The following is a 25,085-nucleotide window of genomic DNA, read 5'->3' as shown; positions in this document are numbered from 1 at the left end:
ACGCAGCGGTGACCTTTCCCCTGTGGCCCCTGGGTCCCGGCTTTCGCCGGGATGACGGAAGAAGTGTCGCGGGACCTCGACAGAATTCCCCCATCGGGTCCGTCACCCGGCCCGTATTTGCGTGCAACAACACCCCCAAGAGTGTTGCGCGTTATCACGTCGCGTCACCACCAGACCAACCCCATAATCAAACGGGACCAAGATCATGACGAAGTGGGTCTACAGCTTCGGTGAAGGCAAGGCCGAAGGCCGTGCGGAGATGAAGAATCTGCTGGGCGGCAAGGGCGCCAACCTGGCAGAGATGAGCAATCTCGGCCTGCCGGTGCCTCCTGGCTTTACAGTCACGACGGAGGTCTGCACCTACTTTTACGCCAATGGTCGGAAGTATCCGGACACGCTGCAGGCCGAGGTCGGTGCAGCACTGGCGGAGATCGAGCGCATTGTCGGCATGAAGTTCGGTGACGCGGAAAACCCGCTGTTGGTTTCCGTGCGCTCCGGCGCCCGCGCGTCGATGCCGGGCATGATGGACACGGTGCTGAACCTGGGTCTGAATGACGTGACGGTGCAGGGTCTGGCCCGCCGGTCCGGCGACGCCCGCTTTGCCTATGACAGCTATCGCCGCTTCATCCAGATGTTCGGCAATGTCGTGCTGGACGTGGACCACCATCATTTCGAAGAAGTGCTGGAAGACCACAAGCGCGACAGCGGCCTGAACCTGGATACCGAACTGACGGCCGAAGACTGGCAGACGGTCATCAAGGGCTATAAGGAAGTGGTGCAGCAGGAGCTGGGCAAGCCCTTTCCGCAGGACCCGCAGGAACAGCTGTGGGGCGCCATCGGCGCCGTGTTCGGGTCCTGGATGAATGCCCGCGCCATCACCTATCGCAAGCTGCACGACATCCCGGCCGAATGGGGCACGGCGGTGAACGTCCAGGCCATGGTGTTCGGCAATATGGGCGAGGATTGCGCCACGGGCGTCGCCTTCACCCGCAACCCTTCCACGGGTGAGAACGCCTTCTATGGCGAATATCTGATCAACGCCCAGGGCGAAGACGTGGTGGCGGGCATCCGCACGCCGCAGCACCTGACCATCGCCGGCAAGATCGCCAACGGCTCCGACCTGCCGGCCATGGAAGAAAGCATGCCGGAAGTGTTCTCCCAGCTGAACGCCGTGCGGCTGAAGCTGGAACGCCATTACCGCGACATGCAGGACATCGAATTCACGGTCCAGCAGTCCAAGCTGTATATGCTGCAGACCCGGTCGGGCAAGCGCACGGCCCCCGCGGCCCTGAAGATCGCTGTGGACATGGTCCGCGAAGACCTGATCAGCCAGAAGGAAGGCATCCTGCGTATCGAGCCGAAGTCGCTCGACCAGTTGCTGCACCCGACGCTGGACCCCAAGGCCACCAAGAAGATCATCGCCAAGGGCCTGCCGGCCAGCCCCGGTGCCGCCAGCGGCAAGGTGGTGTTCACGGCCGAAGAGGCGGAGAAGCTGGCCGGTATCGGCGAAAGCGTCATCCTCTGCCGCGTGGAAACCAGCCCGGAAGACATTCACGGCATGCACGCCGCCAAGGGCATTCTGACCACCCGCGGCGGCATGACCAGCCACGCGGCGGTCGTGGCCCGCGGCATGGGCCGATCCTGTGTGGCCGGTGCCGGTGAGTTGCGCATCGATTACAAGCGCGGCGTCATCTCCGTGCGCGGGGTGGAGGTGAAGGCCGGCGACATCATCACCATCGACGGGTCGACCGGTGAGGTGATGCTGGGCGAAGTGCCGACCATCCAGCCGGAACTGTCCGGCGATTTCGCCGAACTGATGGGCTGGGCCGACACGCATCGCCGCATGAAGGTCCGCACCAATGCCGAAACCCCGCTGGACGCCCGCACGGCCCGTAAGTTCGGCGCCGAGGGCATCGGCCTGTGCCGGACCGAGCATATGTTCTTCGATGCCGACCGCATCATCGCCGTGCGTGAGATGATCCTGGCCGACAGCGAGGCCGGCCGCCGCGCCGCCCTGGCCAAGATCGCCCCGATGCAGCGTCAGGACTTTGTCGAGCTGTTCAAGATCATGAAGGGCCTGCCCGTCACGATCCGCCTGCTGGACCCGCCGCTGCATGAATTCCTGCCCAATACCGAGGCGGAGATGGCGGAGGTGGCGAAGGCCGCCGGCACCGACCTGCAGAAGGTGCAGCACCGCGCCCTGCAACTGCACGAAGCCAACCCGATGCTGGGTCATCGCGGCTGCCGTCTCGGCATCTCCTATCCGGAGATCTATGAGATGCAGGCCCGCGCCATCTTCGAGGCAGCCGTGGTCGTGTTCAAGGAAACGGGCGAGACCGTGATCCCGGAGATCATGATCCCGCTGGTCGGCACCAAGAAGGAACTGGACATCCTGAAGGAGGTCATCGACCGCGTCGGGGCGGAGGTCATCGCGGCTTCCGGCCACAAGGTCGATTATCTGGTCGGCACCATGATCGAGCTGCCGCGCGCCGCCCTGCAGGCGGCCAAGATCGCCGAGACGGCCCAGTTCTTCAGCTTTGGCACCAACGACCTGACCCAGACCACGTTCGGCATCAGCCGCGACGATGCCGGTTCCTTCCTGCCCGATTATCAGCGCGCGGGCATCCTGGAGCATGACCCGTTCGTGACGCTGGATACCGACGGTGTCGGTGAACTGGTCGGTATCGCCGCCGAACGCGGCCGCAAGACCCGCCCCGACATCAAGCTGGGCATCTGCGGCGAACATGGTGGCGACCCGTCATCGGTCTATTTCTGCGAAAAGGTGGGCCTGGACTATGTGTCCTGCTCCCCCTACCGCGTGCCGATCGCCCGCCTGGCCGCAGCGCAAGCCGCCATCGAAGGCGAGAAGCGGGCCAGCGAGGCGTAAGGCTTCGGGTGCAGGTTGTGGAATGAAGAAGGGGGAGGGGCCGAACGGCCTCTCCCCCTTTTGCTTTTGGGGCGGGTGGTCGGCAAGCAAGGCGTTTGCCGTCCCAATCCCGTCACCCCGGCGTAAGCCGGGGCCCAGTGTAGCGGCGTCTGCCGCGATATGAGTCATATCGGCGCTGACCGCGCCTCGACACTGGGTCCCGGCTTTCGCCGGGATGACGGAAAATGGGTGATTCAATCTGAATCAGGTCGACTCTTGTCGCCCTTACCCCTCCAACTCCTCCCGCAGCGCCTCCAACTCCAGCCAGCGTTCTTCCGCCGCCGACAGGTCGGCCTGGGCCTTGGACAGGTCATCGCCGGCCTTGGCGAAGCCCTTGGGGTCTTTGCCATAGAAGGCGGGGTCGGCCATCTTGGCGTTCAGCTGAGCGATCTTCTTTTCCAGCGTGTCGATCTTGCCCGGCAGCTCTTCCAGCTCCCGGTTTTCCTTGAAGGACAGTTTCTTCTTGGCCTTCGGTGCCGCCGGGGCGGTCGCGGCGGCCTTGGGGGCGGGGCGGGATTCTTCTTCCTTCGCCTTGCGCTGGGTCAGGTAATCGCTGTAGCCGCCGGGATATTCCGACACGTCGCCATCGCCTTCCACGGCGATGGTGCTGGTCACCAGCCGGTCCAGAAAGTCGCGGTCGTGGCTGACCAGCAGCAGGGTGCCGTCATAATCGGCCAGCACTTCCTCCAGCAGGTCCAGCGTATCCATGTCCAGATCGTTGGTCGGCTCGTCCAGCACCATCAGGTTGCTGGGCTGGGCGAACAGCTTGGCCAGCAGCAGCCGGTTGCGCTCACCGCCCGAAAGCGCCCGCACGGGCTGTTCCATCATCGACGGATCGAACAGGAAATCCTTCAGATAGCTGGAGATATGGCGCGGCTTGCCGCCCACCCAGATATTGTCGCCGCCTTCGGGCAGCAGCACCTGCTTCAGCGTGTCATTGGGGTTCAGCTGCGCGCGGCGCTGGTCGAAGATGATGGTTTGCAGGTTCGTGCCCAGGCGGATCTTGCCGCTGTCGGGGGCCAGATCGCCGGTCAGCATCTTCAGGATGGTGGATTTGCCGGCCCCGTTCGGCCCGATCAGGCCGACCTTGTCGCCCCGCAGGATGCGGGTGGAAAAGTCGCGGCAGATCACCCGCTCCCCTTCCGCGCCCTGGAAGCTCTTGGCGATATTCTCGGCCTCCACCACCAGCTTGCCGGAATTGTCCCCCTCGGCCACGGCGAAATTGACCTGGCGGGATTTGATGCGGTCGGCGCGTTCCTGGCGCATGCCCTGCAGGCGGCGGACACGGCCCATATTGCGGGTGCGGCGACCGGAAATACCGCCCTCCCACATCCATTTCAGCTCTGCCTGGATCTTGCGATCGAGCTTGTGATAGGTGGCCTCCTCCTCCTTGAACACCTCGTCGCGCCAGGTCTCGAACTCCGAGAAGGGTCGTTCGGTGGTGCGCAGCACGCCGCGATCCAGCCACAGGATGCGCGTGGACAGGTTCTGCAAGAAGGCCCGGTCGTGGGAGATCAGGAGAAGCGCGCCCCGGAACTGCTGCAATTCCTTTTCCAGCCAGAGGATGGTGGGGATGTCCAGATGGTTCGTCGGCTCGTCCAGCAGCAGCACGTCCGGTTCGTCCACCAGGGCGCGGGCCAGCGCGGCGCGGCGCGATTCCCCGCCCGACAGGGTGGCGCAGGCACGGTCGCCCGGCAGGTCGAGTGCCTCCAGCACGGCGTCGATCCGGTACTGCGCATGTTCATTCTGCCCGCCGGCCACGAAATCGGCGACGGTGGGGAAGCCTGAAAAGTCCGGCTCCTGCGCCAGGTAGGCCACGCGGGCGCCGGGCTGCACGAACCGTTCACCCTTGTCGATGTCAATCTCCCCGGCCAGGCATTTCAGCAGGGTGGACTTGCCCGACCCGTTGCGGCCGACCAGGGCGATCTTCTCCCCCCGCGCCACGGCCACGTCGATATTCTCGAACAGGGTGGTGGCGCCCAGATGGACGGAGGCACCGGCAAGGGCGACAAGGGCGGGATTGTTCGGGGCCATGATCGTAGCGCTTTGACAAAGAGGAAGGGGCCTGATGGGGCCTTCTACCCTCTTTCGCGGTGTGTGCGCTCGATCTTTTCGTAAGCCGCGTTCAGGGCGGCCATCTTTTCCTGCGCCAGATCGATGAATTCCTGCGGCAGGCCCTGGGCAATCAGTGTGTCGGGGTGATTCTCACGCACCAGCTTGCGGTACGCCGCCTTCACGGTCGCGAAGTCCGCGTCGCGTGGCACGCCCAGCACGGCATGGGGATCGGCCTCGGGATCGTCGGCCCCCTCGATCCTGGTGCCATGCTGGCGCCAGACCCGCTCGAACTCATCCGCCGGGAAGCCGAAAATATCGGCGACCTGACGCAGGAAGGTCAGTTCCGCCTTGTGCACCACCCCGTCGGCCACGGCGATGTGGAACAGCCCGGCCAGCAATTCCTCCAGCACGGCCGGTCGGTCCTGGAACATCTGGGCCAGCTGCCTTGCGTAGGATTCGAAGCCGGCGCTATCACGCTTGGCCGCGTCGAACAGGCGGCCGACATTGCGCAATTCATTATCGGGCACGCGGAAGATGCGCTTGAAGGCGTCGATCTCCACCCGCTGCACCACCCCGTCGGCCTTGGCCATCTTGGCCGACAGGACGATGACGCCGATGGTGAAGCCGATGGTCTGGGTCTGGTCGGGGCGGCCCTGCTCGTCGGTGCCACGCGGGGTCTGCTCGCGATATTCATCGACGGCATGCCCGGCCAATGCGCCCAGCAACGCGCCCAGCGGGCCGCCCGCCGCGAATCCCGCCGCACCCCCGATCACTTTGCCCCAGATGCTCAACACTGCCCCCGATATCCATGGCCGATCATACCGCCAAAGCATAATGGCAAGGGCCGGCGATGCAATCCTGTTGGTGGACGTGCCAATGGCACTTTCATTGCCCCACAAACGCCGGTCATGAAATATTCATCCCCGATATTTCGGCATGGCTGCCCATGGCTTCACAGGTCGGGTTGTCAGGATTATATTGCGCTGCACAAGATAAATTCCGCACTGCGAAGACGGAAGGTTCAGGGAAGGGGCGCTGGAAAGCGGGCGTTTGGGGTGTCAATCCGCCGTCACCGTATCCCTGGGGTTCTGTCGATGACCGTGTTCCGTCCGCTGCTGCCCGCCGAAGCCGGCCGCTATGCTGCCCATCTGCTGCGCCTGTCCGCGCGCGATCGTCGCGCGCGCTTCATGGGCGGTCTGTGCGACGCGTCAGTCACCCGGCATGTGGACCAGATTGACTGGACCCGCGCCATTCTCCTGGTGGCCCTGTGCGACGGGGACGTGCGCGGGGCCGTGGAACTGCGCTTCGGCCCTGGCGGGGCGGAACTGGCCATTTCCATCGAGGAAGGCTGGCAGAATCAGGGCCTGGGCGGTGTGATGGTGCGCCGGGCCATGACCATGGCCCGCAATCGCGGCATCCGTGCCATCGACCTGCATTGCATGGGCGACAATCATCGCATGCTGCGCATCGCCGGCCGTCTGTCGGCGCGGGTCGAGTTCGATTGCGGTGATGTGCGATGTGAGTTCCAGCTGCCGCCGGCCGACGCCTTCTCCCTGGCCGCCGAAGCCATGGACCAGGGGGGCAGTGCGCTCAGCATGCTGCTGGAACCGTCGGCCCTGCCGCGCGCGGCCTGATCCTCAATCCTGCCAAGGGGCAGTGGACAGCCAGCACCGGGCATCGACAGCACTGGTGAAGGCGGCGTGGCGCGTGCCTTCGAATTGGGTGGAAAGAACGCGGACCACGGCATCCCACAGCCCGTCGCGCACGATATAGGCTGCGCGCATGCGCCGGGTGGCCGCCGCGCCCCAGCAGGGCAGATCCAGGATCTGACGCAGAATGCGCCATTCGATGCTGCCGGCATAGAGTGTCAGATCGAACAGCATGCGGCTGTCCGGCGCCAGCCAACCGCGTGCCTGCGCGGCCAGCATGGCGCCGACAACATCATCCGATAGAACCTCGCCCGTCAAAGCGAACCGGATGATGTCGTGGTCCCGTCGAACCTGGACCTGCATGGTCGGGGGGCCGATCACGATCGCTTCCCCATCCGTCGTCTGGGGGTCAGTTCCATGCATGTGACACTCCACCGAAACGGTGCCAAGGATTAGCAAGGCGCGGTGCCTGTGGTCAAATCCGGTATGGTTAACGGGCTGCCGATTTCACGGTTCGCGAAACCGTTCCACGAAGCGGCGACCTGGTTCGCGAAGAGTGGCTTTACGGCGGGCATGGGGCGCAACAGACAGGGGGAATGGCGTCAGCGCACGCCGATCCCATGTCATCCCCTGTATCGAAGGTCCATCCCATCATGAAGATGAAGACGCTTGTCTTTGCCTTTGCCGTGCCTTTCGCTTCCCTGCTGTCGGTCCCTGCCTGGGGCGCCGATGTCACCCTGGTCATCAAGGGGGCCGATGCCGGGGGCGCCAATGTCATGGCGTCGATCTGCACCCAGGCGGAATTTCTGAAGCGCTGCGAGCTGCGCCAGAAAATGTCGGCGACGGAAAAGACCGTCACCCTGCTGTTCAAGGATGTGCCGCCGGGCACCTATGCCGCGTCCGCCTTTCAAGACATCAATGATGATGCCAGGCTGGGGCGCGGCGCGTTTGGCGCCCCCAACGAACCCTGGGCCGTCAGCAACAACGCCAAGGGGATGATGGGGCCGCCTGCCTTCGACGATGCGAAGTTCGAGGTGGGGGAAAAGCCCCTGACCCTGCAACTGAGCCTTGATTGATGCCCGAAATCCCCGTCGCAAGGCGACACCCCTGACCGTCTGGCCGCCGACGGGGCGCGGGGATCTGGGGGGCAGGGCTGAAGCCCCGGGCACACCCCCTGTCCATCTTGTCCGTCAGTCCTGTTCGTCCCGGTCCCCGTCTTCATCATCGCCGGTCGCCGCCTCTTTCTCGGCCCGCTTGATGAAATCCAGCGCGCCCTGCAGGATGTAGGCGGCGGCCATCTTGTCCACCACCTCGTCCCGCCGCTTCCGGGTCATGTCCCATTCGATCATCATCCGGTCGACGGCGCTGGTGGACAGCCGTTCGTCCCAGAACGCGATCTCCGGCTCCACATTGCCGAACAATTGCGGGCGCATCAGGATCTGGCGCGCGAATTCCCGCACAGAATCGCAGCGCGGCCCTTCCGTTCCGTCCATATTGACCGGCAGGCCGATGACCAGGCCGCGCACATCACGGTCCTTCATGGCGCGGGCCAGTTCCTGGGCATCCTGGGTGAATTTCGTGCGCCGGATGGTGCCGATGGGCGAGGCGACGGAAAAACCGGGGTCGCACACCGACATGCCGATGGTTTTCTCGCCAATATCGAGCCCGATCAGGCGTGCGTGACGCGGCATGACCGCTTTCAGTTCCACAAGGTTGCGGATGGACATGATGGGATGCTAGCTTCCTGACCGCTTTCGCGCCCGCGTCTTCCATATCGGCGGACGGCCGGGGCGACAGCCCGCAGCAAGGATGAGATTTAGACCATGTCGCAGGACAAGGCCACCCTGGACGCCAAGACCGTGGCGAAGATCGCCCATCTGGCCCGCATCAAGGTCCCCGCCGAGGAGCAGGAGCATCTGGCGGGCGAGTTGAACAAGTTGCTCGACTGGGTCGAGCAATTGGGGGAGGTCGATACTGACGGGGTCGAGCCGATGACCTCGGTCGCAGCCCAGACGCTGCGCCGCCGGCCGGACGTCGTCACCGATGGCGGTTATCCCGACAAGGTGGTTTCCAATGCCACTGACGCCGCCGAACATTTCTTCTCCGTGCCCAAGGTCGTCGAATAATGACCAATCTGACCCATCTCTCCATGTCCGAGGCCCTGGCCGGCCTGAAGAACAAGGATTTTACGGCGCTGGAACTGACCAACGCCTATATCGCCGCCGTCGAGGCTGCGCGTCCGCTGAACGCCTTCATCACGGAGACGCCGGACATCGCGCTGGCCCAGGCCAAGGCGTCGGACGAGCGCTATGCCAAGGGTGAGGCGCGGCCGCTGGACGGCATGCCGCTGGGCATCAAGGACCTGTTCTGCACCAAGGGGGTGCTGACCACGGCCGCCAGCCACATCCTGGACGGTTTCAAGCCGGAATATGAAAGCACGATCACGGAAAACCTGTTCCGCGATGGCGCCGTCATGCTGGGCAAGCTGAACCTGGACGAATTCGCCATGGGTTCGGCCAACATCACGTCCTATTACGGCCCCGTGCTGAACCCCTGGACCGCCCAAGACCCGGCCGCGGCCGAACGCAAGCTGGTGCCCGGCGGGTCGTCGGGCGGTTCGGCCGCGTCGGTTTCCGGCCGCTTCGCCATCGCCGCCACGGGCACCGACACGGGCGGTTCCATCCGTCAGCCGGCCAGCTTCACCGGCATTGTCGGGTTCAAGCCCACCTATGGCCGTTGCTCCCGCTGGGGCACCATTGCCTTTGCCAGCTCGCTGGACCAGGCGGGCCCCATGACCCGCACTGTGCGCGACGCCGCCATCATGCTGCAGAGCATGGCCGGCTTCGACCCGAAGGACAGCACGTCCGTCGATATGAAGATGCCGGACCTGGCCGCCGCCCTGACCGGTGACATTCGCGGCCTGCGCGTCGGCATTCCCAAGGAATATCGCGTCGACGGCATGCCGGCGGAGATCGAGCGTGTCTGGCAGCAGGGCATTGAGTGGCTGAAGGCGGCCGGCGCTGTGCCGGTTGAGGTCAGCCTGCCTCACACCAAGTACGCCCTGGCCACCTATTACGTGGTGGCGCCTGCCGAATGCTCCTCCAACCTGGCCCGTTATGACGGCGTGCGCTTCGGCCTGCGCGTCGAGGGCAAGGACCTGAAGGAGATGTATGAGAATACCCGTGGCGAGGGCTTCGGCAAGGAAGTGCGCCGCCGTATCCTGATCGGCACCTATGTGCTGTCGGCCGGCTATTACGACGCCTATTACCTGAAGGCCCAGAAGGTCCGCGCCCGCATCGCAGAGGATTTCGCCAAGGCGTTCGAAAACTGCGACATCCTGCTGACCCCGACGGCCCCCAGCACCGCCTTTGCCATTGGCGAGAAGCAGGACGATCCCATCGCCATGTACCTGAACGACGTGTTCACGGTGCCGGCCAGCCTGGCCGGTCTGCCGGGCATGTCGGTGCCAGCCGGTCTGGCGTCCGACGGTCTGCCGCTGGGCCTGCAGCTCATCGGCCGTCCGTTCGACGAGGAGACGATGCTGCGCGTGGCCGAGGTGATCGAAAAGGCCGCCGGCCCGCAGCCGTTGCCGCCCTATTGCCGCTGACCAGCGTCAGAGCCGTACAGGAAAAGGCCCCGTCGGAGCGATCCGGCGGGGCCTTCTTCATGGCGGCAGTGGCTTTGGATCAGCCCCAGTAGCCGGTATCCAGCAAGGGCGGCAGACCCAGGGTGGTCATTGCGTCATGCGTGCTGCCTGTCGCCGCGTCGGTCATCGTCGTTTGCCCGCTGTCCGGCGTGTCGTTCGGGCGCAGGATGATGACCATGTCGATCTGCCCGTCATCATCAGTGTCCAGCGGGATCTCCATGCCGCCCGACGCTGACAGATCGCCCCCAGCAACCTTGTCGCCGCCGCCGGCAATCGACGGCGGTGCCAGCCCCTCATTACCCGAGCCGTTGGACAGGCCGGTCCCGCTGGCACGCCCGGTTTCGTCCGCGCCGCCGCCCGTGCCCCGATCATTGCCGCCAGCGCCGGGTGGCAGCAGCGCCTGGTCGTTGTCATCCAGCTTATGACTGGTGTCCGGCGCCTTGCCATTGTCCACGGTCTTTGGCGGGGTCGTATCGACCAGATGAACGGTCACCAGCCATTTGCGCACGGCGAAGGACAGATGGTCGCCATCGGCAAAACGGAAGTCGGTGATGTTGCGGGATATTTCGATGGGCGTGCCCTGGCTTTTCAGTTCGACCCAGCGTGTCAGCAAACTGTCGGTGACGACGAAATGATCGGCCCCGCGGCCGCCGGTGGCGATATCCTGCGCATCCACGGCCAGGGTATCATTGCCGTCGCCGCCACGCAGCGTGTCGTGACCAAGGCCGCCGACCAGCGTATCGTCGCCGGCCCCGCCCTCCAGCAGGTCATTGCCAGCACCACCCAGCAGCAGGTCGTCACCTTGGCCACCGCGCAGCGTGTCGTTGCCGGCAGCCCCCACCAATGTTTCCGCCGCGTCCGTGCCGGTGATGGTCAAATCAGCGATCGGGGCAGGAGCCGCCGTTGCGGTTGCGTGGGGCTGTATGGCCGGGATGTCGGTATCACCCGCCGCCGCTGCTTGGCGGGCGAGAGCCAGTTGGCCATCGGTCAGGATCAGCATGCTCTCCCCGACCACCGGCACGGCCGACCAGGCGGTATGCACGGCGCTGCGGTCGGATGCGGATTTGCTGCTGTCGCCGGCCGCGATGGCCGGCAAATCGTCCATGAGGGCGATCATGGCCATGGGGGCCAGATTGGTGGTCATCGTGAGATCGTCGCCTGCATCCATGGCCGCCGCCGGCTCGGTATGCAGGAAGAAATCGACCACCAGCGCCAGGGACGCCAGCACGACGACATTGTTCAGATTGGCCTGCGTGAATTCTTCCAGCCCACCCTGGCCGGCGGCGCGGTTGACCAGACGGCGCAGATCGTCACCTTCGATCAGAAGGTCACCAGACAGGTCATGGACGACAAAACGCCCGCCGATGCGGGCAACATGCACCAGGACATCGCCAGTGGCGGCGGAATAGACGATGAACCACGGGTCCCCCGTGTCGGAAAGGCCGCTGGCGGTCTCAATACCCGCATCCTGGTCAGCCAGTTCCTGCGTCAGGCGGAACAGCTCCGCCTTCTCCTGGTTCGTCCAGTAGCCTGTCTGCGTTACGGCCCGAATGAACCGCAGCACGTCGCCCAACGCCCCCTCCCTGATCAAGCGGTCCGAACCGTCCCATACGGCTCGGGCGCTAGTCCTTACTCCGCATCCGGAAATAACAGGCGGTAAATCTCCGGTTCGTAGAAGCCCAGGAGTTTCTTGGTGAATTCCTGTGGGGCCACCCCGATGGCCTGGGCCCACAGCTCGAAATGCTCCGCCGGCACACGACCATGCCCGCCTTCAACCTGGGAAACGAAGGTGTAATAGCGATACCCGACATGTTCGGCAACCTGGGCCTGGGTCATGCCGGCCTGCTCTCGCCTGCCGCTCAGCCACCGGCCCGCCTCCCGGCGCATCTGTCGGGTCAGGCGGGTCTTTTCACTTTCCTCACCGCGCGGCTGCTTGGCGCGCGGGGTCGCAACGGCGGCCATCATCATTCTCCACACTTCATGGATAGGAAAGTGGCACGGGCTGCCACGGACGGCAAGTCACAAAACCTCAATGTCGCTCGTTATGAAATCGCTTGACATAAAGATGATGTTTCGGGATTACTGTACATCGTTCGGGCCGGCGGTGGAAACGCCCCAGAAACCGGCCGTCCCGAACACAAGGCCGGGTGACATCCCTGTCACGCGGTGCTGGACATGATACCGTCGCGGTTGGCCCCATCCTGCCGCGTCGGCGAAAGGCACCAGTGGTCGGATCCCCATCCGCCGCTGGATGGCGGGCCGAACGGAAACCTAATCGCCCCTTGGCTTCCGTTCGACCCGCCATCGCCTGTCCACCTGCTGGCCAATGCTGCTATGCACAAATGACATTAGAGCGAAATTTTCCTCCTGGAATTGGGGGATCGACGGCATTTTCGACGGAATTTGCGGCATGAAACGGCAATGTTTCATCTGAAACCGCTCGTGCGCTATGCGCAACTGCGGAAATTGCCCAGAATTTGGGCATGCGCAATCTTATTACCATGGGCCTGTCATTAAACTTCCAAATCCCTTCAAAGAGTTAACCGTGGAGCGGTGAAGGGCACACATTTTGCTGGGTTGGAAACATGTGTGCCTAACAAAAAGGGTCGCCCCTCATGGATAACAGCCTGATCGATCTCACCCGCAATGTGCTGGATGTGGCGAGCCAGAAGGTATCCGCCATCGAGGACATCAATCGCACCACGAAAATGTTGGCCTTCAACGCGCTGATTGAGGCGGGGCGGGCGGGTGATGCCGGGCGCGGCTTCGCCGTCGTCGCCAATGAAGTGAACTCGATCTCCCGGCAGGTCAGCATCGTCGCCAGTGAACTTCGCTCAGAAATTGGGCAGCTCGTCGATCGCATGGCAACGGTGGGCGAGGATCTGATGGTCCGATTCCGGGGACAGAGGCTGGCGGATCTGGCGCTCAACATGATCGAGATCATCGATCGCAATCTTTATGAACGGTCCTGTGACGTGCGCTGGTGGGCGACGGACAAGGCCGTGGTCGATTGTGTGGCGCAGCCGTCGGCCGACGCGACCGCCTTTGCCTCCTCGCGCCTGGGCGTCATCCTGGACAGCTACACGGTCTATCTCGATCTCTGGGTGGCGGATCGGCAGGGGCTGGTGATTGCCACGGGCCGTCCGCGCCGCTTCCCCAATGCCATCGGTACGAATGTCGCCAACGAGCCCTGGTTCCGTCAGGCGTTGAACACCAAGGACGGGTCCGACTTCGCTGTGGTCGACGTGACGGCCAACCCGGTGCTGGATGGGCGGACGGTGGCGACCTATTCCACCGCCGTGCGGCGCGACGGCGCCGTGGATGGCGAGGTGATCGGCGCCATGGGCATCTTCTTCGACTGGGAACCGCAGGCGCGCGCCGTGACGACCGGTGTGCGTCTGGACCGCAGCGAGGAAAGCCATACACGCTGTCTGCTGGTTGATGCGACGGGTCGGGTCATTGCCTCTTCCGACGGGCGTGGCCAACTGACGGAAATGTTCCCACTGGAAACCCAGGGCCGGTCCATGGGCCATTATGTCGATCGGTTCGGGCGTCTGGTCGGATTCGCCCTGACGCCGGGTTATGAGACCTATCGGGGTCTGGGTTGGTATGGCGTCATCGTGCAGACGGCGGGCGAAACGGCGCACTGATCCCGTCCACATCCAGGCTTCAACGCGTCCATGAAGGGGGCGCCGGCATCATGTCGGCGCCCCCTGACTTATTTTGGGCCGATGCGCCTTGCCGGTGCCTGTACTTAAGTTACATATCCACAAAGGGCATGCGCCCTGAGCATGGCCTTCGCGGATTAATCTTCAGTCATGCTGATGATTTCCTGGGCATACGATCTGATCCGATCGATATATTGCAGCGCAGCACGCCCCCTACTTTCGTATGGCCTGCGGAATCCCTTGCAAATGCTGAACGGGGTCAGGGATTTCCTGCATATCCACCCCGATATTTTGCACTTGCACAATGGGTCGGCTGCGCGCATAGTCTGTCTTGCGACACGGCCTTGGCCCTCTGTCGTAACGCACTTCTTGGGCGTTTCCTCCCTAAACTCAGGCCGTGGCAATGCCACGGCCTTTTTTCTGTCCGCGTATGTAGTGAAATTACATGAATAGCGGTTCAGGAGAGAACGTTTCTAACATAGCCATGCGCTGGTATCGGGCGGCTCCTTGCTGCTGGCCGATCGCCGGGTGAAATGCGCCTCAGGTTGCGACCCGCGGATATTTCACGCCGCAGCCATAGGGGCGGGTGCTGGAGACGCTGACGGGCTTGCCGGTCCGGATTTCGGCCAGGGCCTCGCGCACATGGTTGCGTGCCCCAGGGATATCCTGGATTTCAGCGGTCGGCCGATCGTCAATAGCCCCGTCATACAGCAGCGAGCCGTCCGGGCCGATGATGAACATGTGCGGTGTGGTCTTGGCGCCATAGGCGCGGCCGATGGTCCCGGTCGGATCGAGCAGCAAGGTGCTGGCGGCCCATTTTTCGGCTGCCATGCGGGTCTTGGCATCGGCGGGACTGACATGGCCCTGCTCACCGGGGGCTGAACTGACCACCGTCAGCCAGACGGTGCCATTGGCCGTCGCTTCACCCTGCAGACGCTGCATATTGCCGGAATCGTAATGCTTGCGGACGAACGGACAGCCATGATTCGTCCATTCCAGAACCACCAGCCGGCCCTTCAGGTCGGACAGGCTGACGTTTTTGCCATTGATGTCGGTGCCGGTGAAAGCAGGGGCGGCGCGACCGACGGTGGCCTGTGCGCTGCCGACCTGGGCCCAGGCCATGGGGGATATGGCGGCCCCGGCCCCCAACAGGCCGCCGGTGGTCAGGATCAGGCGGCGGGAGATCATCTTGGACATGGCTGGACCTCAGCGCTGAAGGAGTGAGGCCAGAATCTGGGATCGTTTGTCCGGAAAATCAAACGGCCTTCCCCGGATTATTTCGGGGAAGGCCGCCAGGAAAGACGCGTGACGGGCGGGGCGATCAGATCACGCGGCGCAGGGCCACCAGGAAGGCATCCATCTCTGCACCCAGCAGGCTGGATTCCTTGGCCAGATGCTCGGCAGAGCCCAGAACCTGGCTGGAGGCGGCCCCGGTTTCGGAGGCGGCGCGCGTCACCAGGGTGATACGTTCAGACACGTTGCGCGTGCCCACGGCCGCCTGTTCGACATTGCGGGCGATCTCCGACGTGGCCGCCCCCTGTTGTTCGACGGCCGCTGCAATATTCACCGTGGTGCCGTTCACATCGGCGATCACCTGGGTGATCTCGCTGATGCTGTCCACGGCAGACTGGGTGGCGGCCTGGATATCGGCCACCTGGGTCTGGATGTCCTCCGTGGCGCGTGCCGTCTGACCGGCCAGGTTCTTCACCTCGGACGCCACCACCGCAAAGCCCTTGCCGGCCTCGCCGGCGCGGGCCGCCTCAATCGTGGCATTCAACGCCAGCAGGTTGGTCTGGGCGGCGATCTCCTGGATCAGACCCACCACCTCCCCGATGCGGATGGCTGCGGCCGACAAGGTGGCGACGCGGTCATTGGCGGCGCGCGCGCGGCCCACCGCCGCATTGGTGATGCTGCGCGACCGTTCCACCTGTTCCGTGATGGAACGGATTGCGGCACTCAGCTCCTCGGCGGCGGCGGCAACCGTCTGGACATTGCCGCTGGCCTGCTCGGCGGCAGCGGCGACCGCCATGCTTTCGTCATTGGTGCCTTCCGCGGCATGGGCCATGGTCGAGGAGGCGTCCTTCATGTCGCGCGCGGCGGCTGACAGGTTGTCGGCCACGCCTTTGACCTTGCGCTCGAACTCGTCGGCGATCTGGCGGAAATGCAGGACCTTGTCGGCCATGGCCAGATTGGCGGCATTGATGGCGCGGCTGCCAGCCAGGAAAGTGCCGACCATGCCCTTTTCAATGACGCGGCGGTGATAGTTCTGGTTGGTGATGGCCTGCAGCGATGCCGTCGCCTCGCGCACAAAGGCATCGGCGCGGTCGGTCACATCGTTGATCCGGTGCAGCAACTCCCCCAGCGGGCCCATTTCGTGGATATGGGTGATGCGGGCTTCATAGTCACCCTTGACCAGTCGGCCCAGCACGTCACCCGCACGGTTCAGCACCTTGTCGACGCGCGCCAGATAGAAGAAGGATCCCAGCGCCGCCAACAGGGTGATGACGCCGCCCACCGCTGCAACGAAATGCATGCCCAGGGCATTGCCGCCCAGGTCGATGAGAGATCCGATCAGAACGGCAATGCCGGCCAGACGAGCCTTAAAGAGAGAAGATGAGTTGCTCATAGCTAACCCCCTTGTCGCGCAGCAAACCCATCAACATCGCCTCGCTGGCCGCAATGCCTTCGCGGACGCGGCTGTGCTTGGCCTCTTCCGTCAGCAATGCCTTATAGAGCGGCGTGATGACGTCCGTCACGATGCGCTGGTCGGCGGTGCGCCGGCTTGAATGAAAGCCGATGATATTGCCGCCGGTATCGCGGGAGGGCGTCACATGCGCGAACACCCAGTAGTGGTCGCCATTCACGGCCCGGTTCAGCACATAGGCGAAGATTTCCTTGCCCGCGCCCAGCGTGTCCCACAGCAGCTTGAACACGACGCGGGGCATGTCAGGGTGGCGGATCAGATTGTGCGGCTTGCCCAGCGCCGCTTCCTCCGTCAGGGCGGCGACGCGCAGGAAGGTGCGGTTTGCGTAGGTGATGCGCCCCCCCGTGTCCGTCTTGGTGACGATCAACTCGTCATCATGGAAGGCTCGCTCAATGCCGGTCAGGAAAGGCCTGGCCTTGCCTGTGGCGGTATCGGCAGGGGTCATGGAGTTTCCACCCTTTCCAAAGAAGGATCAATTGTCAACGTATCTGCGTGAATGGTTGAGTCGCCGCATTGATCCATGTCATGCTGTTTATTGCACTGTCCCCGAAACGTTCTTTCTCGGCGGGCAAGAAATGATGATGCCTTAAGAAACATTACAACGATTTTGATTATAACCCGTTAACGGGCTTTGGCGTACCCTGGAATGGAATTCTGGAGGTCATGGCCATGCGCAATCTTGTGGCTTCTCTCCTGTCGGTCTTCCTGGGCGAGGCCGAGGCAGAACAGGCGCCCGCCCCGGGCCGGTCTCCGTCCCGCTTTCGGCTGACGCGCCGGTCGCCGCCGGCCGTATCGGCGCCGGCTGCCGTTGACGGGGGTAGTCCCGACCTGCCGGCGGCCCTTCGCCGCATCTTTGCGCAACGCGACCCCACCCAGGCGGGATCGATCCATCTTCTGGGGCTTGAAAGCCTGCATGAGCGGCTGGGGACGCATTGGCCGCAATTGGCGGAACGCGTACATCTGTTGACGCAGAAGCTGCTGTCGCAGCACCTGTCCCCCCAGGATGCCTGGTTTCGGCATGGGGAGGAGGCCTATGTCGTCGTCTTCGCCCAGCTTGGCGCCGAGCAGGCGCGACTGATCTGCGCCAAGGTGGTGGAGGAGCTGCAGGTCCTGCTGCTGGGCAGCGCCGACACAGCCAGCATCACCGTGCACAGCGCCATGCACCAGTTGGGATCCGATATGGTGCTGGTGCCCGCCAATCTGAAGCAGATGCTGGACGGGGCGGTTACAAGCCCCGCAGCGGAGCCCGCACCCGCCACACCGATGTCGGCGCCCGCGGCGCATAATCGGGGGTTCCATTACACCGCGGTGGAATCGCTGGGACCGCCAGAGGTGCGATATCGCCCGGTATGGGACGTGACCCAGCAGATCCTGTCACTTTACATGGCACGCTGCTGCCGCAGCCGGCCCGGCCGGTCTCCCCTCTGGGGGTATGATTGCCTGGACGGCTCCGCTACGCCGGCGGCCATCCTGGCCTTGGATATGCGTGTTGCGCGTGAGGCGGTGGGTACCGCGCTGGAGCTGTATGACAATCGCTTCCGCTTCATCCTGTCGCTGCCCATTCATTTCGAAAGCCTGGCCGCCACCCAGCGGCGGCAGGAACTCATCACCGTTTTGCGTGAAATACCCAAGCATCTGTCCCCGTTCGTGGCCTACCATCTTTATGGTGTTCCCAAGGGCGCGCCGGCGGGCAGACTGGCCGAACTGGTCTCCACACTGCGTCCCTTGGGGCGGACGGTGATGATCGAGGTGGAGCAGGCCAATGCCGACCTGTCAGCCATTGGCGGGTCCGGGGCCCGCGTCGTCAATCTGACATTGCCCCCGTCAGCCGCGGCCGATCGCTGGCGTCAGGACATCACCCGATTCGCGGCCAATGCCACCCGGCTCCAGCTTCTGTCCGCCGTGGAAGGGGTGCGTGACCTGGCGATGGAGGATGTGTGCGAGGAGGCGGGTGTCCGCTTCCTGTCGGGTGACCTTATCGGCGGCTGGATTGATGTGCCGGAACATGTCGTGCGCAAGTCACGCACCGATTTCGAGCGGAGCCGGCCGTCGCTGGGAACCGGCAAAGGGCCCGGCGCCTGAGGCAATCAGGCCCGCTTGTCGTTGGTCGCTGTTGGCGCTGCGTCCACAACGCGTCGCCGCAGCCGCTCCAGGGCGGCAAGCCCGGCAGTCCCCGCCGCCGCAGCCAGCTCCGGCAATCCCGCAAGCAGTTGGGAAACAGCGGCCCCGTCCCCGTCGCTGGCGGCGTTGGTGATCTGGCGCGCCCGCACCGACAATGGCGTGAAGCCCAGATTGCCGGCTGTCGATACCAGGGCGTGGGCCTCGCGTTCGATACGATGCAGGTCTGATCCGGCATGTCGGATCAGCTCGACCCGATTGCGAAAGGACGGGATGGCGTCGCTCAGCAAGGTGATGCCGATTTCGTCCCCGGTGACCAGCAGCAGGTTCTCCAGTACGTCTTGATCCAACGCCTCTTCCAGCCCTCCCGCAGCAGGGCGCATGGCCCGCGCATCGGTGCCTTCAAGGGCGGAGAAGCGTAGGCCGGCCAGTTCGACAATGGCGGTCTTCAAGCCCTGCGGCGTTACGGGTTTGGCAAGATGCCCGTTCATCCCGGCTTCCAGGCAGGCTTCCCGCTCCTCCCGCAGCACATTCGCCGTCAGGGCCAGAATAGGCAGGGTGGCGCCCAGCTGACGGATCCGGCGCGTCGCCTCCATACCGTCCATCTTCGGCATCTGCACATCCATCAGCACCAGATCGAAGGCCTGCGGGGAGATGGTCAGGGCGTCGACCGCCTCTTCCCCGTTCTCTACCACCGTCACCCGGTGGCCCGCACGCTCCAGGATGGTGCGAACCAGCATCTGGTTGGCAAAGACGTCCTCCGCTAGCAGGATCGACAGGGGACGATAGGAGGGCAGGGGCGCATTGCCCTCCGGATCGGACAGGGCGGGAACCGGCGCCTGCGTTTCGGGCAAGGGAAGAAACACGCGGAAAATGCTGCCCTGGCCGGGCTGGCTTTCCACCTCGATCCTGCCGCCCATGGCATCCACCAGCCTTTTGGTAATGGCCAGACCCAGGCCGGTACCACCGAAACGCCGGGTCACCGACGCGTCCAACTGGCTGAAAGGCATGAACAGATGCCGCCGTCGATCGACGGGTATGCCCATGCCCGTATCAGTGACGGTGAACCGCAGATCGTTCGCGATGCGCGCCACCTCCAGCTCGACACGGCCCTTGCTGGTGAATTTCACGGCGTTGGACAACAGGTTGAGCAGAATCTGGCGCAGGCGCGTGGCATCGCCCAGCACCCAGTCCGGCAGGCCCGGCAGCAGCGTCGCACCGATGGCCAGGCCCTTGTCGCGGGCCCGGGGCGTCAGCAGGGCAACGCAGTTTTCAGCCAAAGCCGATGGACCCAGCGGTGCCAGTTCCAGCTCCAGCCGCCCCGCCTCGAACTTGGACAGATCCAGGACGTCATCGACGACGGCGATCAGGGCACGCGCCGCCTCCATCTGCAACCCCAGCCATTTCTCCCGCTCGGCCGTGGGGGCCGTCGTATCGCGCAGCAGATCGGCAAAGCCGATGACGGCGTTCAGCGGCGTCCGGATCTCGTGGCTCATATTGGCCAGGAACGCACCCTTGGCGCGTTCGGCCGCCTCCGCCTGCTGTTTTGCGGATGAAAGCGCATCCACCTTGCCCGCGATGTCGGCATAAAGAGCCTGCAACTGTTCGGCCATGCTGTTGACCGCCGTGGACAGGGTCGCAAACTCGTCCTTGCCGCGGACCTGCAGGCGATGCGCCAGGTCGCCGCGCCCGATCGCCTCCATCCCCCCACCGATCCGGCGCAGGCCATTGATGACCCGGTGGCTGGCGGCGGTGGCGGCCACCACCATGACCGCCAGCAGCAGAAGCGGCAGCAATTGCAGGGTCAGCAGCAGCCGGCCATACCGGTTCACCCGGGCATTGGCATTGGCCGCCAGCCGGTCGGCATCGGATGCCATCACGTTGAACCGCAGAAGCAGGGCGTTCAGGGCGATATTCCCCGCCTCCGGATTGGTCTGTGACTGTGCAAACCGCTCCAGAGCGGGCTGGGCCATGGCATTGTCACTCCGCAGCCGCCGCAGCAGGGCCTGGTCCGCCTCGTCCAGGGCCGTCTCCATCAGGCGTGACAATTCGCTGTCCAGCCGCGCGTGAGCCCGCTGCCACTGGAACAGGGCCCGTTCGCTGCCGTTGCTGGCAAATTCCTGGCTCAACAGGCTGAGTTCGAACACCGACCGAACCAGCGCATGCGTCTCCGATACGCGCGTCGTCATCCGCCCCATCAAGCCCCAGGCCCAGACGGCGGATGCTACCGACACCAGGACGGCGATCGCGGAGCAAACCAGGGTGGCGATGATGCGGGAGCGGATGGTCATGCGCGGGGCTGGTCCCTAATCCAGGACGGTGACGCGGCTGGCATCGGCCAGCTTCAGCAGATCCATCTGCAGGAATTCCAGCATCTCCGGTCCGGGGCTGCCCCCGGCATTGCGGATATGGCCTTCCAGCGACAGCAGCAGCGCCTGATCCAGACGCAAGGTGAATCCGTAATTCTCCCAATGCCGCCGGACAAGGTTGGGCTCGATCCCCGTCGCCTTTGCCACGATGGGAATGGCGTGTTCGCGGTCATGCAGGATGACCTGCTCGGCCGCCAGCAGGGCCTTCATGAAACGCTCCAGCGCCTCGCGCTGCCCCTCGACAACGTCCTTGCGGGACGAAAGGACCCAGCTCTCCGTATAGAGGCCGGGCATGGACAGTGTATCGAGCCCTTGGGGAAACAGGTTTGTGCCGTTGATGCGCAATGTCGTCCAGGCGGAAGCCGCGTCCACCTTGCCCTCCGCCAGGGCCTGCATGATGGCGTCGCTTTCGAACGGCACACATTCAACCTGATCGGCCATTCCCGTTTGACGCAGGATCAAGGTGAGGAAATGTTCCGAATTGGTGCCGGGGACAAAGCCGACGCGCTTGCCCGCCAGCATGTCGGCCCGGTCAAGCCCGTGCCCCGATGGCGAAACGACGACCACATCGCGGTCCGATGTTTCGACCGTCGCCAGGATGCGCACGGGCTGCTGCATGGCGACGGCGTTGGCCGCGGGCACATCCGACGACAGGGCCAGATCGGCCTGTCCGTTCAGCATGGCCGTCATGGCCTCGCGGCCATTGGGAACGGCGCGGAAAGTCACATCCAACCCCGCCTGCTCGAACAGTCCGTCGGCCTGGGCCACGAAAAGCAGGGCCGACATCATCTGCCGGCTTTCAACGACGACCAGGCTGTGCCGGCCGGAGAAACGTGGACTGGTTTGTATTGCCCAGGCCGCGACCACGGCAGCCACCACCAGCAGGATGGCAAACAAGGTACGCCGCGACCGCATGAATGTTCCTCAGCCCGTTCTTTCGCGCCGGATCGCGCGTTTCCAAACCGAACTTATAACATCACGCCATGCTGTTGGCCGGCTTTAGACGAGAACCTATCCCTTTGCACAGGGTGGCTGGCCTGGTCGGAAAAGCCGAAGGGCCGGCCACCTTTCGGTGCCGGCCCTTCGGCTTGTTCGGCGGATGGTGGGCGCGACAGGGATTGAACCTGTGACCCCTACCATGTCAAGGTAGTGCTCTCCCGCTGAGCTACGCGCCCATCCGTCCGTATCGCCCCTTCGCCTTTGCCGTTGTCGCCGCCGTTTCCGTCGTCGTCGTCGGCATCGCCGTCGGGGTGGGCGGGCTTATAGCAACCTGCTTCGGGCATTGCAACACCCTGTTTTCAGATTTTCGTCTCTTTTTTTTACAGCCCGCTTCGGGCGGGTGGTCTTGCACGTCGCAATCCGATACATCTTCGCCATGACCCGCTCGACCCACGCCCCCGTCAGTTCCGCTCCCGGCAGCCGCTCCGCGGCCATTGAGGACGTGCCTGGCGTGTATCGGATCACCCGGCCGGCGGCGCAGACGCTGCCCGTCGTGCTGGCCTCTCCGCATAGCGGCCGTGATTATCCTGCGGCCTTCGTGCAGCGGTCGCGGCTGGATGCCAGCACCTTGCGCCGGTCAGAGGATTGCTTCGTCGACGAGATATTCGCGGCCTGCATCGACCTGGGCGCGCCGCTGCTGGCGGCGCTGTTCCCGCGGGCCTATCTTGATCCCAACCGGGAACCGTTCGAATTCGACCCCGTGATGTTCGACGGGGCCTTGCCCAGCTACGTCAATACGCGCAGCCCGCGCGTGGCGGCGGGCCTGGGCACCATCCCGCGCGTCGTGGCGGGGGGCGAGGATATCTATCGCCATCGGCTGCGCTTTTCCGAAGCGGTGGAGCGGGTGGACCGCTGCTACTATCCCTATCATGCCGCCCTGCGCGGGCTGGTAGAGGAGACGCGGGCCAGCTTCGGCTATTGCATCCTGATCGATTGCCACTCCATGCCGTCCATCGGCCTTCCGCCGGAAGTGGCGGACAGCGGGGGCATGGACATGGTGCTGGGTGATTGTTTCGGCAGTTCCTGTCATGCCGGCCTGGTTGCCGCGGCGGAGGAGGTCCTGACCGGCCTGGGCTATGTCGTGGGACGCAATGCCCCCTATGCGGGCGGCTATACCACGCGGCATTATGGCCGCCCGGGCGAGGGCATCCACGCCCTGCAGATCGAATTGAACCGTGCCCTTTACATGGATGAGGTCGCCTTGTCCCGCCAGCCCTATCTGGACATCCTGTCCGGCCATATGCGCCTTCTGGTCTCCCGTCTGGCCCATGTGGCGGGCGACAGCCTGCGCCCGCGCACGCGCTGAACCGGGGGCCGTTCCATGCTGCTGCGTCCCGCCACTGCGGCCGATGCCGATGCCATCGCCACCATCTATGCCCCGCATGTGCTGGAAGGCACGGCGTCGTACGAGACCGCCCCGCCCGATGGGGCGGAAATGGCGCGCCGCATGGAGGCCATCCAGGTGCAGGGCTATCCCTATCTGGTGGCCGAACAAGGGGGGCGGGTGCTGGGCTACGCCTATGGCAGCGCCTTCCGGTCGCGCCCCGGCTATCGCTTCACGGTGGAGAATTCCATCTATGTGGCCCCCGATGCGCAAGGCATGGGCGTGGGGCGCGCGCTGCTGAAGGCGCTGATCGATCAATGTACCCGCGCCGGGTTCCGCCGCATGGTGGCTGTCATCGGCGACGGCAGCAATGAAGGCTCACTGGGCCTGCACCGGGCGCTGGGCTTCACCCTGGCCGGCACGGTGCCGGGCCTGGGGGTGAAGCATGGCCGCTGGCTGGATTGGGTGCTGATGATGCGGCCGCTGGGCGATCCGGATGCCCCGCCACCGGGACCGGATGATCAGCCGGGCCTGCCGCGCCTGGATTGATCATCCAGCAGGGTTTGCACCCGCGCCGCCAGCTGCGCCGTATCGTCCATGGGGGCGTAGGTCCAGTGATCCAGCCGGCCTGTGAAGGGCCGTGTGATTCCATCGGCGCGCAGCATGTCGTGGAAGCGCTGGAATTTCGGTGCATTGCCGGGCAGATCGATGACATGCACGGGCTTGCCCGTGCTGGCCGCCTCCGACACCATGGCGACGCTGTCCGATGTGACGATCAGGGCGTCGGCCAGGGCCAGCATGCCGAAATAGGGGTTGGGGCCCGTTCCATCCCACAGGAAGACCGGCAGCCCCGCCAGCCTTTCGCGCAGGATGACCTCGTTCTCCGCCCCCGTGCGCCGCGATGTCGTGATCATCAGGCCCACCCCCTGGTCGCGGACCAGGGCCGCCAGCTGATCGGCGACACCGGTCATCAGGGCCGGCGTCAGGGTGCAGAACCGGTTCGATCCGCCGACCATGACAGCAACCAGCGGCCGTGCCAGCGGCACCGCGAGAGGGGCGAAATCGACCGCCGCCTGTGCCAGCTTCGCCGGCGTCACCCGGTGGATGGCGCCGCGGCTTTCCACCAGATTGACGCCATGCTTGCCGTCATGGCGGGGCAGGCTGACCAGATCGAACCGGTCGAAGGGCACGCCCGGATTCTGGATATGCACCCGCACTGTGCGGGGCGATCGCCGGCCGACAGCCATTGACAGGGCCACGGCCTGACGTCCCGAACTGATCAGCAGATCGGGCCAGGGCGGGTCCAGCCGGTCGCTTTCGGGGGCCAGGGCCGCCTTGATGCCAGGCAGGGGCAGATAGGGTGTCGTCTGTCGCCAGGGGCTGCGCAGGCGCACCCGCTTGATCAGCGGCGTCAGCCCCAGTGCCTCCGCCAGCCCCAGGCAGGGATTCTCGATTCCTGCACGTCCATCCGAAATCACCCAGCAGGTCACGGAATTGTTGTTCGCATACGTATGCGGCGACTTGTCCCCAGGAAATTTTGTGTCGCAATCCGCCTCGCTCTTGCGGGCGGGAGCATCCCGTGTAATATCATTGCTCAAATCAAGAACTCCTGGAGTTAAAAAATCAC

At 64.4% G+C, this 25,085-nt stretch carries 21 protein-coding genes and 1 tRNA gene; 9 read left to right on the top strand and 13 right to left on the bottom strand.

The window, feature by feature from the left end; translation table 11 throughout:
• Window positions 1-205 precede the first annotated feature (205 nt).
• Window positions 206-2,887, top strand: coding sequence for a pyruvate, phosphate dikinase (gene ppdK / locus ACODTW_RS04615; RefSeq protein ID WP_488944748.1), 2,682 nt, complete (start codon window positions 206-208; stop codon window positions 2,885-2,887).
• A 264-nt stretch (window positions 2,888-3,151) separates the two neighbouring features.
• Here ppdK and ACODTW_RS04610 read toward each other — a convergent pair whose 3' ends face one another.
• Together ACODTW_RS04610 and ACODTW_RS04605 are read right to left on the bottom strand one after the other, a co-directional pair.
• Window positions 3,152-4,960: an ABC-F family ATP-binding cassette domain-containing protein gene (locus tag ACODTW_RS04610; protein WP_488944747.1), complete on the bottom strand. Its 1,809-nt coding sequence runs from the start codon at window positions 4,958-4,960 to the stop codon at window positions 3,152-3,154.
• A 44-nt stretch (window positions 4,961-5,004) separates the two neighbouring features.
• Window positions 5,005-5,775 carry a TerB family tellurite resistance protein gene (locus ACODTW_RS04605; protein ID WP_488944745.1) on the bottom strand — a complete coding sequence of 257 codons (771 nt, stop codon included), beginning with the start codon at window positions 5,773-5,775 and terminating at the stop codon, window positions 5,005-5,007.
• A 300-nt stretch (window positions 5,776-6,075) separates the two neighbouring features.
• Here ACODTW_RS04605 and ACODTW_RS04600 point away from each other — a divergent pair, with 300 nt between their 5' ends.
• Window positions 6,076-6,615, top strand: a complete 540-nt coding sequence (locus ACODTW_RS04600; protein WP_488944744.1) for a GNAT family N-acetyltransferase — start codon at window positions 6,076-6,078, stop codon at window positions 6,613-6,615.
• 3 nt (window positions 6,616-6,618) lie between these two features.
• On the opposite strand, the gene ACODTW_RS04595 is transcribed toward ACODTW_RS04600, so the two are convergent.
• The gene (locus ACODTW_RS04595) at window positions 6,619-7,053 is read right to left on the bottom strand and encodes a hypothetical protein (RefSeq protein ID WP_488944743.1); all 435 of its coding nucleotides are present in this window, start codon (window positions 7,051-7,053) and stop codon (window positions 6,619-6,621) included.
• 230 nt (window positions 7,054-7,283) lie between these two features.
• On the opposite strand from ACODTW_RS04595, the gene ACODTW_RS04590 reads away from it, so the two are divergent.
• Window positions 7,284-7,706, top strand: a complete 423-nt coding sequence (locus tag ACODTW_RS04590) for a DUF2141 domain-containing protein (RefSeq protein WP_488944742.1) — start codon at window positions 7,284-7,286, stop codon at window positions 7,704-7,706.
• 114 nt (window positions 7,707-7,820) lie between these two features.
• Here the strand turns inward: ACODTW_RS04590 and ruvX are convergent, their stop codons facing one another.
• A complete protein-coding gene (gene ruvX, locus ACODTW_RS04585; protein ID WP_488944740.1) occupies window positions 7,821-8,357 on the bottom strand; it encodes a Holliday junction resolvase RuvX in 537 nt (178 codons plus the stop codon).
• A 96-nt stretch (window positions 8,358-8,453) separates the two neighbouring features.
• Here ruvX and gatC point away from each other — a divergent pair, with 96 nt between their 5' ends.
• Window positions 8,454-8,756: an Asp-tRNA(Asn)/Glu-tRNA(Gln) amidotransferase subunit GatC gene (gatC, locus tag ACODTW_RS04580; protein ID WP_488944739.1), complete on the top strand. Its 303-nt coding sequence runs from the start codon at window positions 8,454-8,456 to the stop codon at window positions 8,754-8,756.
• On the top strand, window positions 8,756-10,237 hold the full coding sequence (gene gatA / locus ACODTW_RS04575) for an Asp-tRNA(Asn)/Glu-tRNA(Gln) amidotransferase subunit GatA (protein ID WP_488944738.1): 1,482 nt from the start codon (window positions 8,756-8,758) through the stop codon (window positions 10,235-10,237). The genes gatC and gatA overlap by 1 nt, the downstream gene beginning before the upstream one ends.
• Before the next feature lie 79 nt (window positions 10,238-10,316).
• Here the strand turns inward: gatA and ACODTW_RS04570 are convergent, their stop codons facing one another.
• Both ACODTW_RS04570 and ACODTW_RS04565 read right to left on the bottom strand, forming a co-directional pair.
• Complete coding sequence (locus ACODTW_RS04570) at window positions 10,317-11,840, bottom strand: calcium-binding protein (protein WP_488944891.1); 1,524 nt, start codon at window positions 11,838-11,840, stop codon at window positions 10,317-10,319.
• Between the two features lie 65 nt (window positions 11,841-11,905).
• Complete coding sequence (locus ACODTW_RS04565) at window positions 11,906-12,244, bottom strand: helix-turn-helix domain-containing protein (protein ID WP_488944736.1); 339 nt, start codon at window positions 12,242-12,244, stop codon at window positions 11,906-11,908.
• 647 nt (window positions 12,245-12,891) lie between these two features.
• Here ACODTW_RS04565 and ACODTW_RS04560 point away from each other — a divergent pair.
• Window positions 12,892-13,926, top strand: a complete 1,035-nt coding sequence (locus ACODTW_RS04560) for a cache domain-containing protein (RefSeq protein ID WP_488944735.1) — start codon at window positions 12,892-12,894, stop codon at window positions 13,924-13,926.
• Between the two features lie 558 nt (window positions 13,927-14,484).
• Here the strand turns inward: ACODTW_RS04560 and ACODTW_RS04555 are convergent.
• The 3 genes from ACODTW_RS04555 to ACODTW_RS04545 form a co-directional block, all read right to left on the bottom strand.
• On the bottom strand, window positions 14,485-15,141 hold the full coding sequence (locus tag ACODTW_RS04555) for a redoxin domain-containing protein (protein ID WP_488944734.1): 657 nt from the start codon (window positions 15,139-15,141) through the stop codon (window positions 14,485-14,487).
• A 124-nt stretch (window positions 15,142-15,265) separates the two neighbouring features.
• Window positions 15,266-16,570 carry a methyl-accepting chemotaxis protein gene (locus ACODTW_RS04550; protein WP_488944733.1) on the bottom strand — a complete coding sequence of 435 codons (1,305 nt, stop codon included), beginning with the start codon at window positions 16,568-16,570 and terminating at the stop codon, window positions 15,266-15,268.
• Complete coding sequence (locus tag ACODTW_RS04545) at window positions 16,545-17,093, bottom strand: PAS domain-containing protein (protein WP_488944732.1); 549 nt, start codon at window positions 17,091-17,093, stop codon at window positions 16,545-16,547. The genes ACODTW_RS04550 and ACODTW_RS04545 overlap by 26 nt, the downstream gene beginning before the upstream one ends.
• Window positions 17,094-17,317: 224 nt before the next feature.
• Here ACODTW_RS04545 and ACODTW_RS04540 point away from each other — a divergent pair, with 224 nt between their 5' ends.
• Window positions 17,318-18,730 carry a hypothetical protein gene (locus ACODTW_RS04540; RefSeq protein ID WP_488944731.1) on the top strand — a complete coding sequence of 471 codons (1,413 nt, stop codon included), beginning with the start codon at window positions 17,318-17,320 and terminating at the stop codon, window positions 18,728-18,730.
• Window positions 18,731-18,735: 5 nt separating this feature from the next.
• Here ACODTW_RS04540 and ACODTW_RS04535 read toward each other — a convergent pair whose 3' ends face one another.
• The 3 genes from ACODTW_RS04535 to ACODTW_RS04525 form a co-directional block, all read right to left on the bottom strand.
• Window positions 18,736-21,057, bottom strand: a complete 2,322-nt coding sequence (locus ACODTW_RS04535) for an ATP-binding protein (protein ID WP_488944730.1) — start codon at window positions 21,055-21,057, stop codon at window positions 18,736-18,738.
• A gap of 15 nt (window positions 21,058-21,072) precedes the next feature.
• Window positions 21,073-22,050 carry an ABC transporter substrate-binding protein gene (locus ACODTW_RS04530; protein WP_488944729.1) on the bottom strand — a complete coding sequence of 326 codons (978 nt, stop codon included), beginning with the start codon at window positions 22,048-22,050 and terminating at the stop codon, window positions 21,073-21,075.
• A gap of 185 nt (window positions 22,051-22,235) precedes the next feature.
• A tRNA-Val gene (locus ACODTW_RS04525) sits at window positions 22,236-22,310 on the bottom strand.
• Window positions 22,311-22,510: 200 nt separating this feature from the next.
• Between ACODTW_RS04525 and ACODTW_RS04520 the strand changes: the two genes are divergently transcribed.
• Window positions 22,511-23,440, top strand: a complete 930-nt coding sequence (locus ACODTW_RS04520; protein WP_488944890.1) for an N-formylglutamate amidohydrolase — start codon at window positions 22,511-22,513, stop codon at window positions 23,438-23,440.
• A gap of 15 nt (window positions 23,441-23,455) precedes the next feature.
• Window positions 23,456-24,007, top strand: a complete 552-nt coding sequence (locus ACODTW_RS04515; protein ID WP_488944728.1) for a GNAT family N-acetyltransferase — start codon at window positions 23,456-23,458, stop codon at window positions 24,005-24,007.
• On the opposite strand, the gene ACODTW_RS04510 is transcribed toward ACODTW_RS04515, so the two are convergent.
• Window positions 23,980-24,936, bottom strand: a complete 957-nt coding sequence (locus ACODTW_RS04510; RefSeq protein ID WP_488944726.1) for a mitochondrial fission ELM1 family protein — start codon at window positions 24,934-24,936, stop codon at window positions 23,980-23,982. The genes ACODTW_RS04515 and ACODTW_RS04510 overlap by 28 nt on opposite strands.
• Between the last annotated feature and the right edge of the window lie 149 nt (window positions 24,937-25,085).

The organism is Niveispirillum sp. FG148 (assembly GCF_057809655.1).
This window is presented reverse-complemented; position numbering and strand designations above follow the sequence as displayed.

Coding starts and splice junctions, on each gene's coding strand:
- ACODTW_RS04555 (WP_488944734.1), bottom strand. CDS start 15,141: ATGTCCAAGATGATCTCCCGCCGCCTGATCCTGACCACCGGCGGCCTG.
- ACODTW_RS04545 (WP_488944732.1), bottom strand. CDS start 17,093: ATGACCCCTGCCGATACCGCCACAGGCAAGGCCAGGCCTTTCCTGACC.
- gatA (WP_488944738.1), top strand. CDS start 8,756: ATGACCAATCTGACCCATCTCTCCATGTCCGAGGCCCTGGCCGGCCTG.
- ACODTW_RS04610 (WP_488944747.1), bottom strand. CDS start 4,960: ATGGCCCCGAACAATCCCGCCCTTGTCGCCCTTGCCGGTGCCTCCGTC.
- ppdK (WP_488944748.1), top strand. CDS start 206: ATGACGAAGTGGGTCTACAGCTTCGGTGAAGGCAAGGCCGAAGGCCGT.
- ACODTW_RS04595 (WP_488944743.1), bottom strand. CDS start 7,053: ATGCATGGAACTGACCCCCAGACGACGGATGGGGAAGCGATCGTGATC.
- ACODTW_RS04550 (WP_488944733.1), bottom strand. CDS start 16,570: ATGAGCAACTCATCTTCTCTCTTTAAGGCTCGTCTGGCCGGCATTGCC.
- ACODTW_RS04600 (WP_488944744.1), top strand. CDS start 6,076: ATGACCGTGTTCCGTCCGCTGCTGCCCGCCGAAGCCGGCCGCTATGCT.
- ruvX (WP_488944740.1), bottom strand. CDS start 8,357: ATGTCCATCCGCAACCTTGTGGAACTGAAAGCGGTCATGCCGCGTCAC.
- gatC (WP_488944739.1), top strand. CDS start 8,454: ATGTCGCAGGACAAGGCCACCCTGGACGCCAAGACCGTGGCGAAGATC.
- ACODTW_RS04530 (WP_488944729.1), bottom strand. CDS start 22,050: ATGCGGTCGCGGCGTACCTTGTTTGCCATCCTGCTGGTGGTGGCTGCC.
- ACODTW_RS04590 (WP_488944742.1), top strand. CDS start 7,284: ATGAAGATGAAGACGCTTGTCTTTGCCTTTGCCGTGCCTTTCGCTTCC.
- ACODTW_RS04565 (WP_488944736.1), bottom strand. CDS start 12,244: ATGATGATGGCCGCCGTTGCGACCCCGCGCGCCAAGCAGCCGCGCGGT.
- ACODTW_RS04560 (WP_488944735.1), top strand. CDS start 12,892: ATGGATAACAGCCTGATCGATCTCACCCGCAATGTGCTGGATGTGGCG.
- ACODTW_RS04535 (WP_488944730.1), bottom strand. CDS start 21,057: ATGACCATCCGCTCCCGCATCATCGCCACCCTGGTTTGCTCCGCGATC.
- ACODTW_RS04540 (WP_488944731.1), top strand. CDS start 17,318: ATGCGCAATCTTGTGGCTTCTCTCCTGTCGGTCTTCCTGGGCGAGGCC.
- ACODTW_RS04515 (WP_488944728.1), top strand. CDS start 23,456: ATGCTGCTGCGTCCCGCCACTGCGGCCGATGCCGATGCCATCGCCACC.
- ACODTW_RS04520 (WP_488944890.1), top strand. CDS start 22,511: ATGACCCGCTCGACCCACGCCCCCGTCAGTTCCGCTCCCGGCAGCCGC.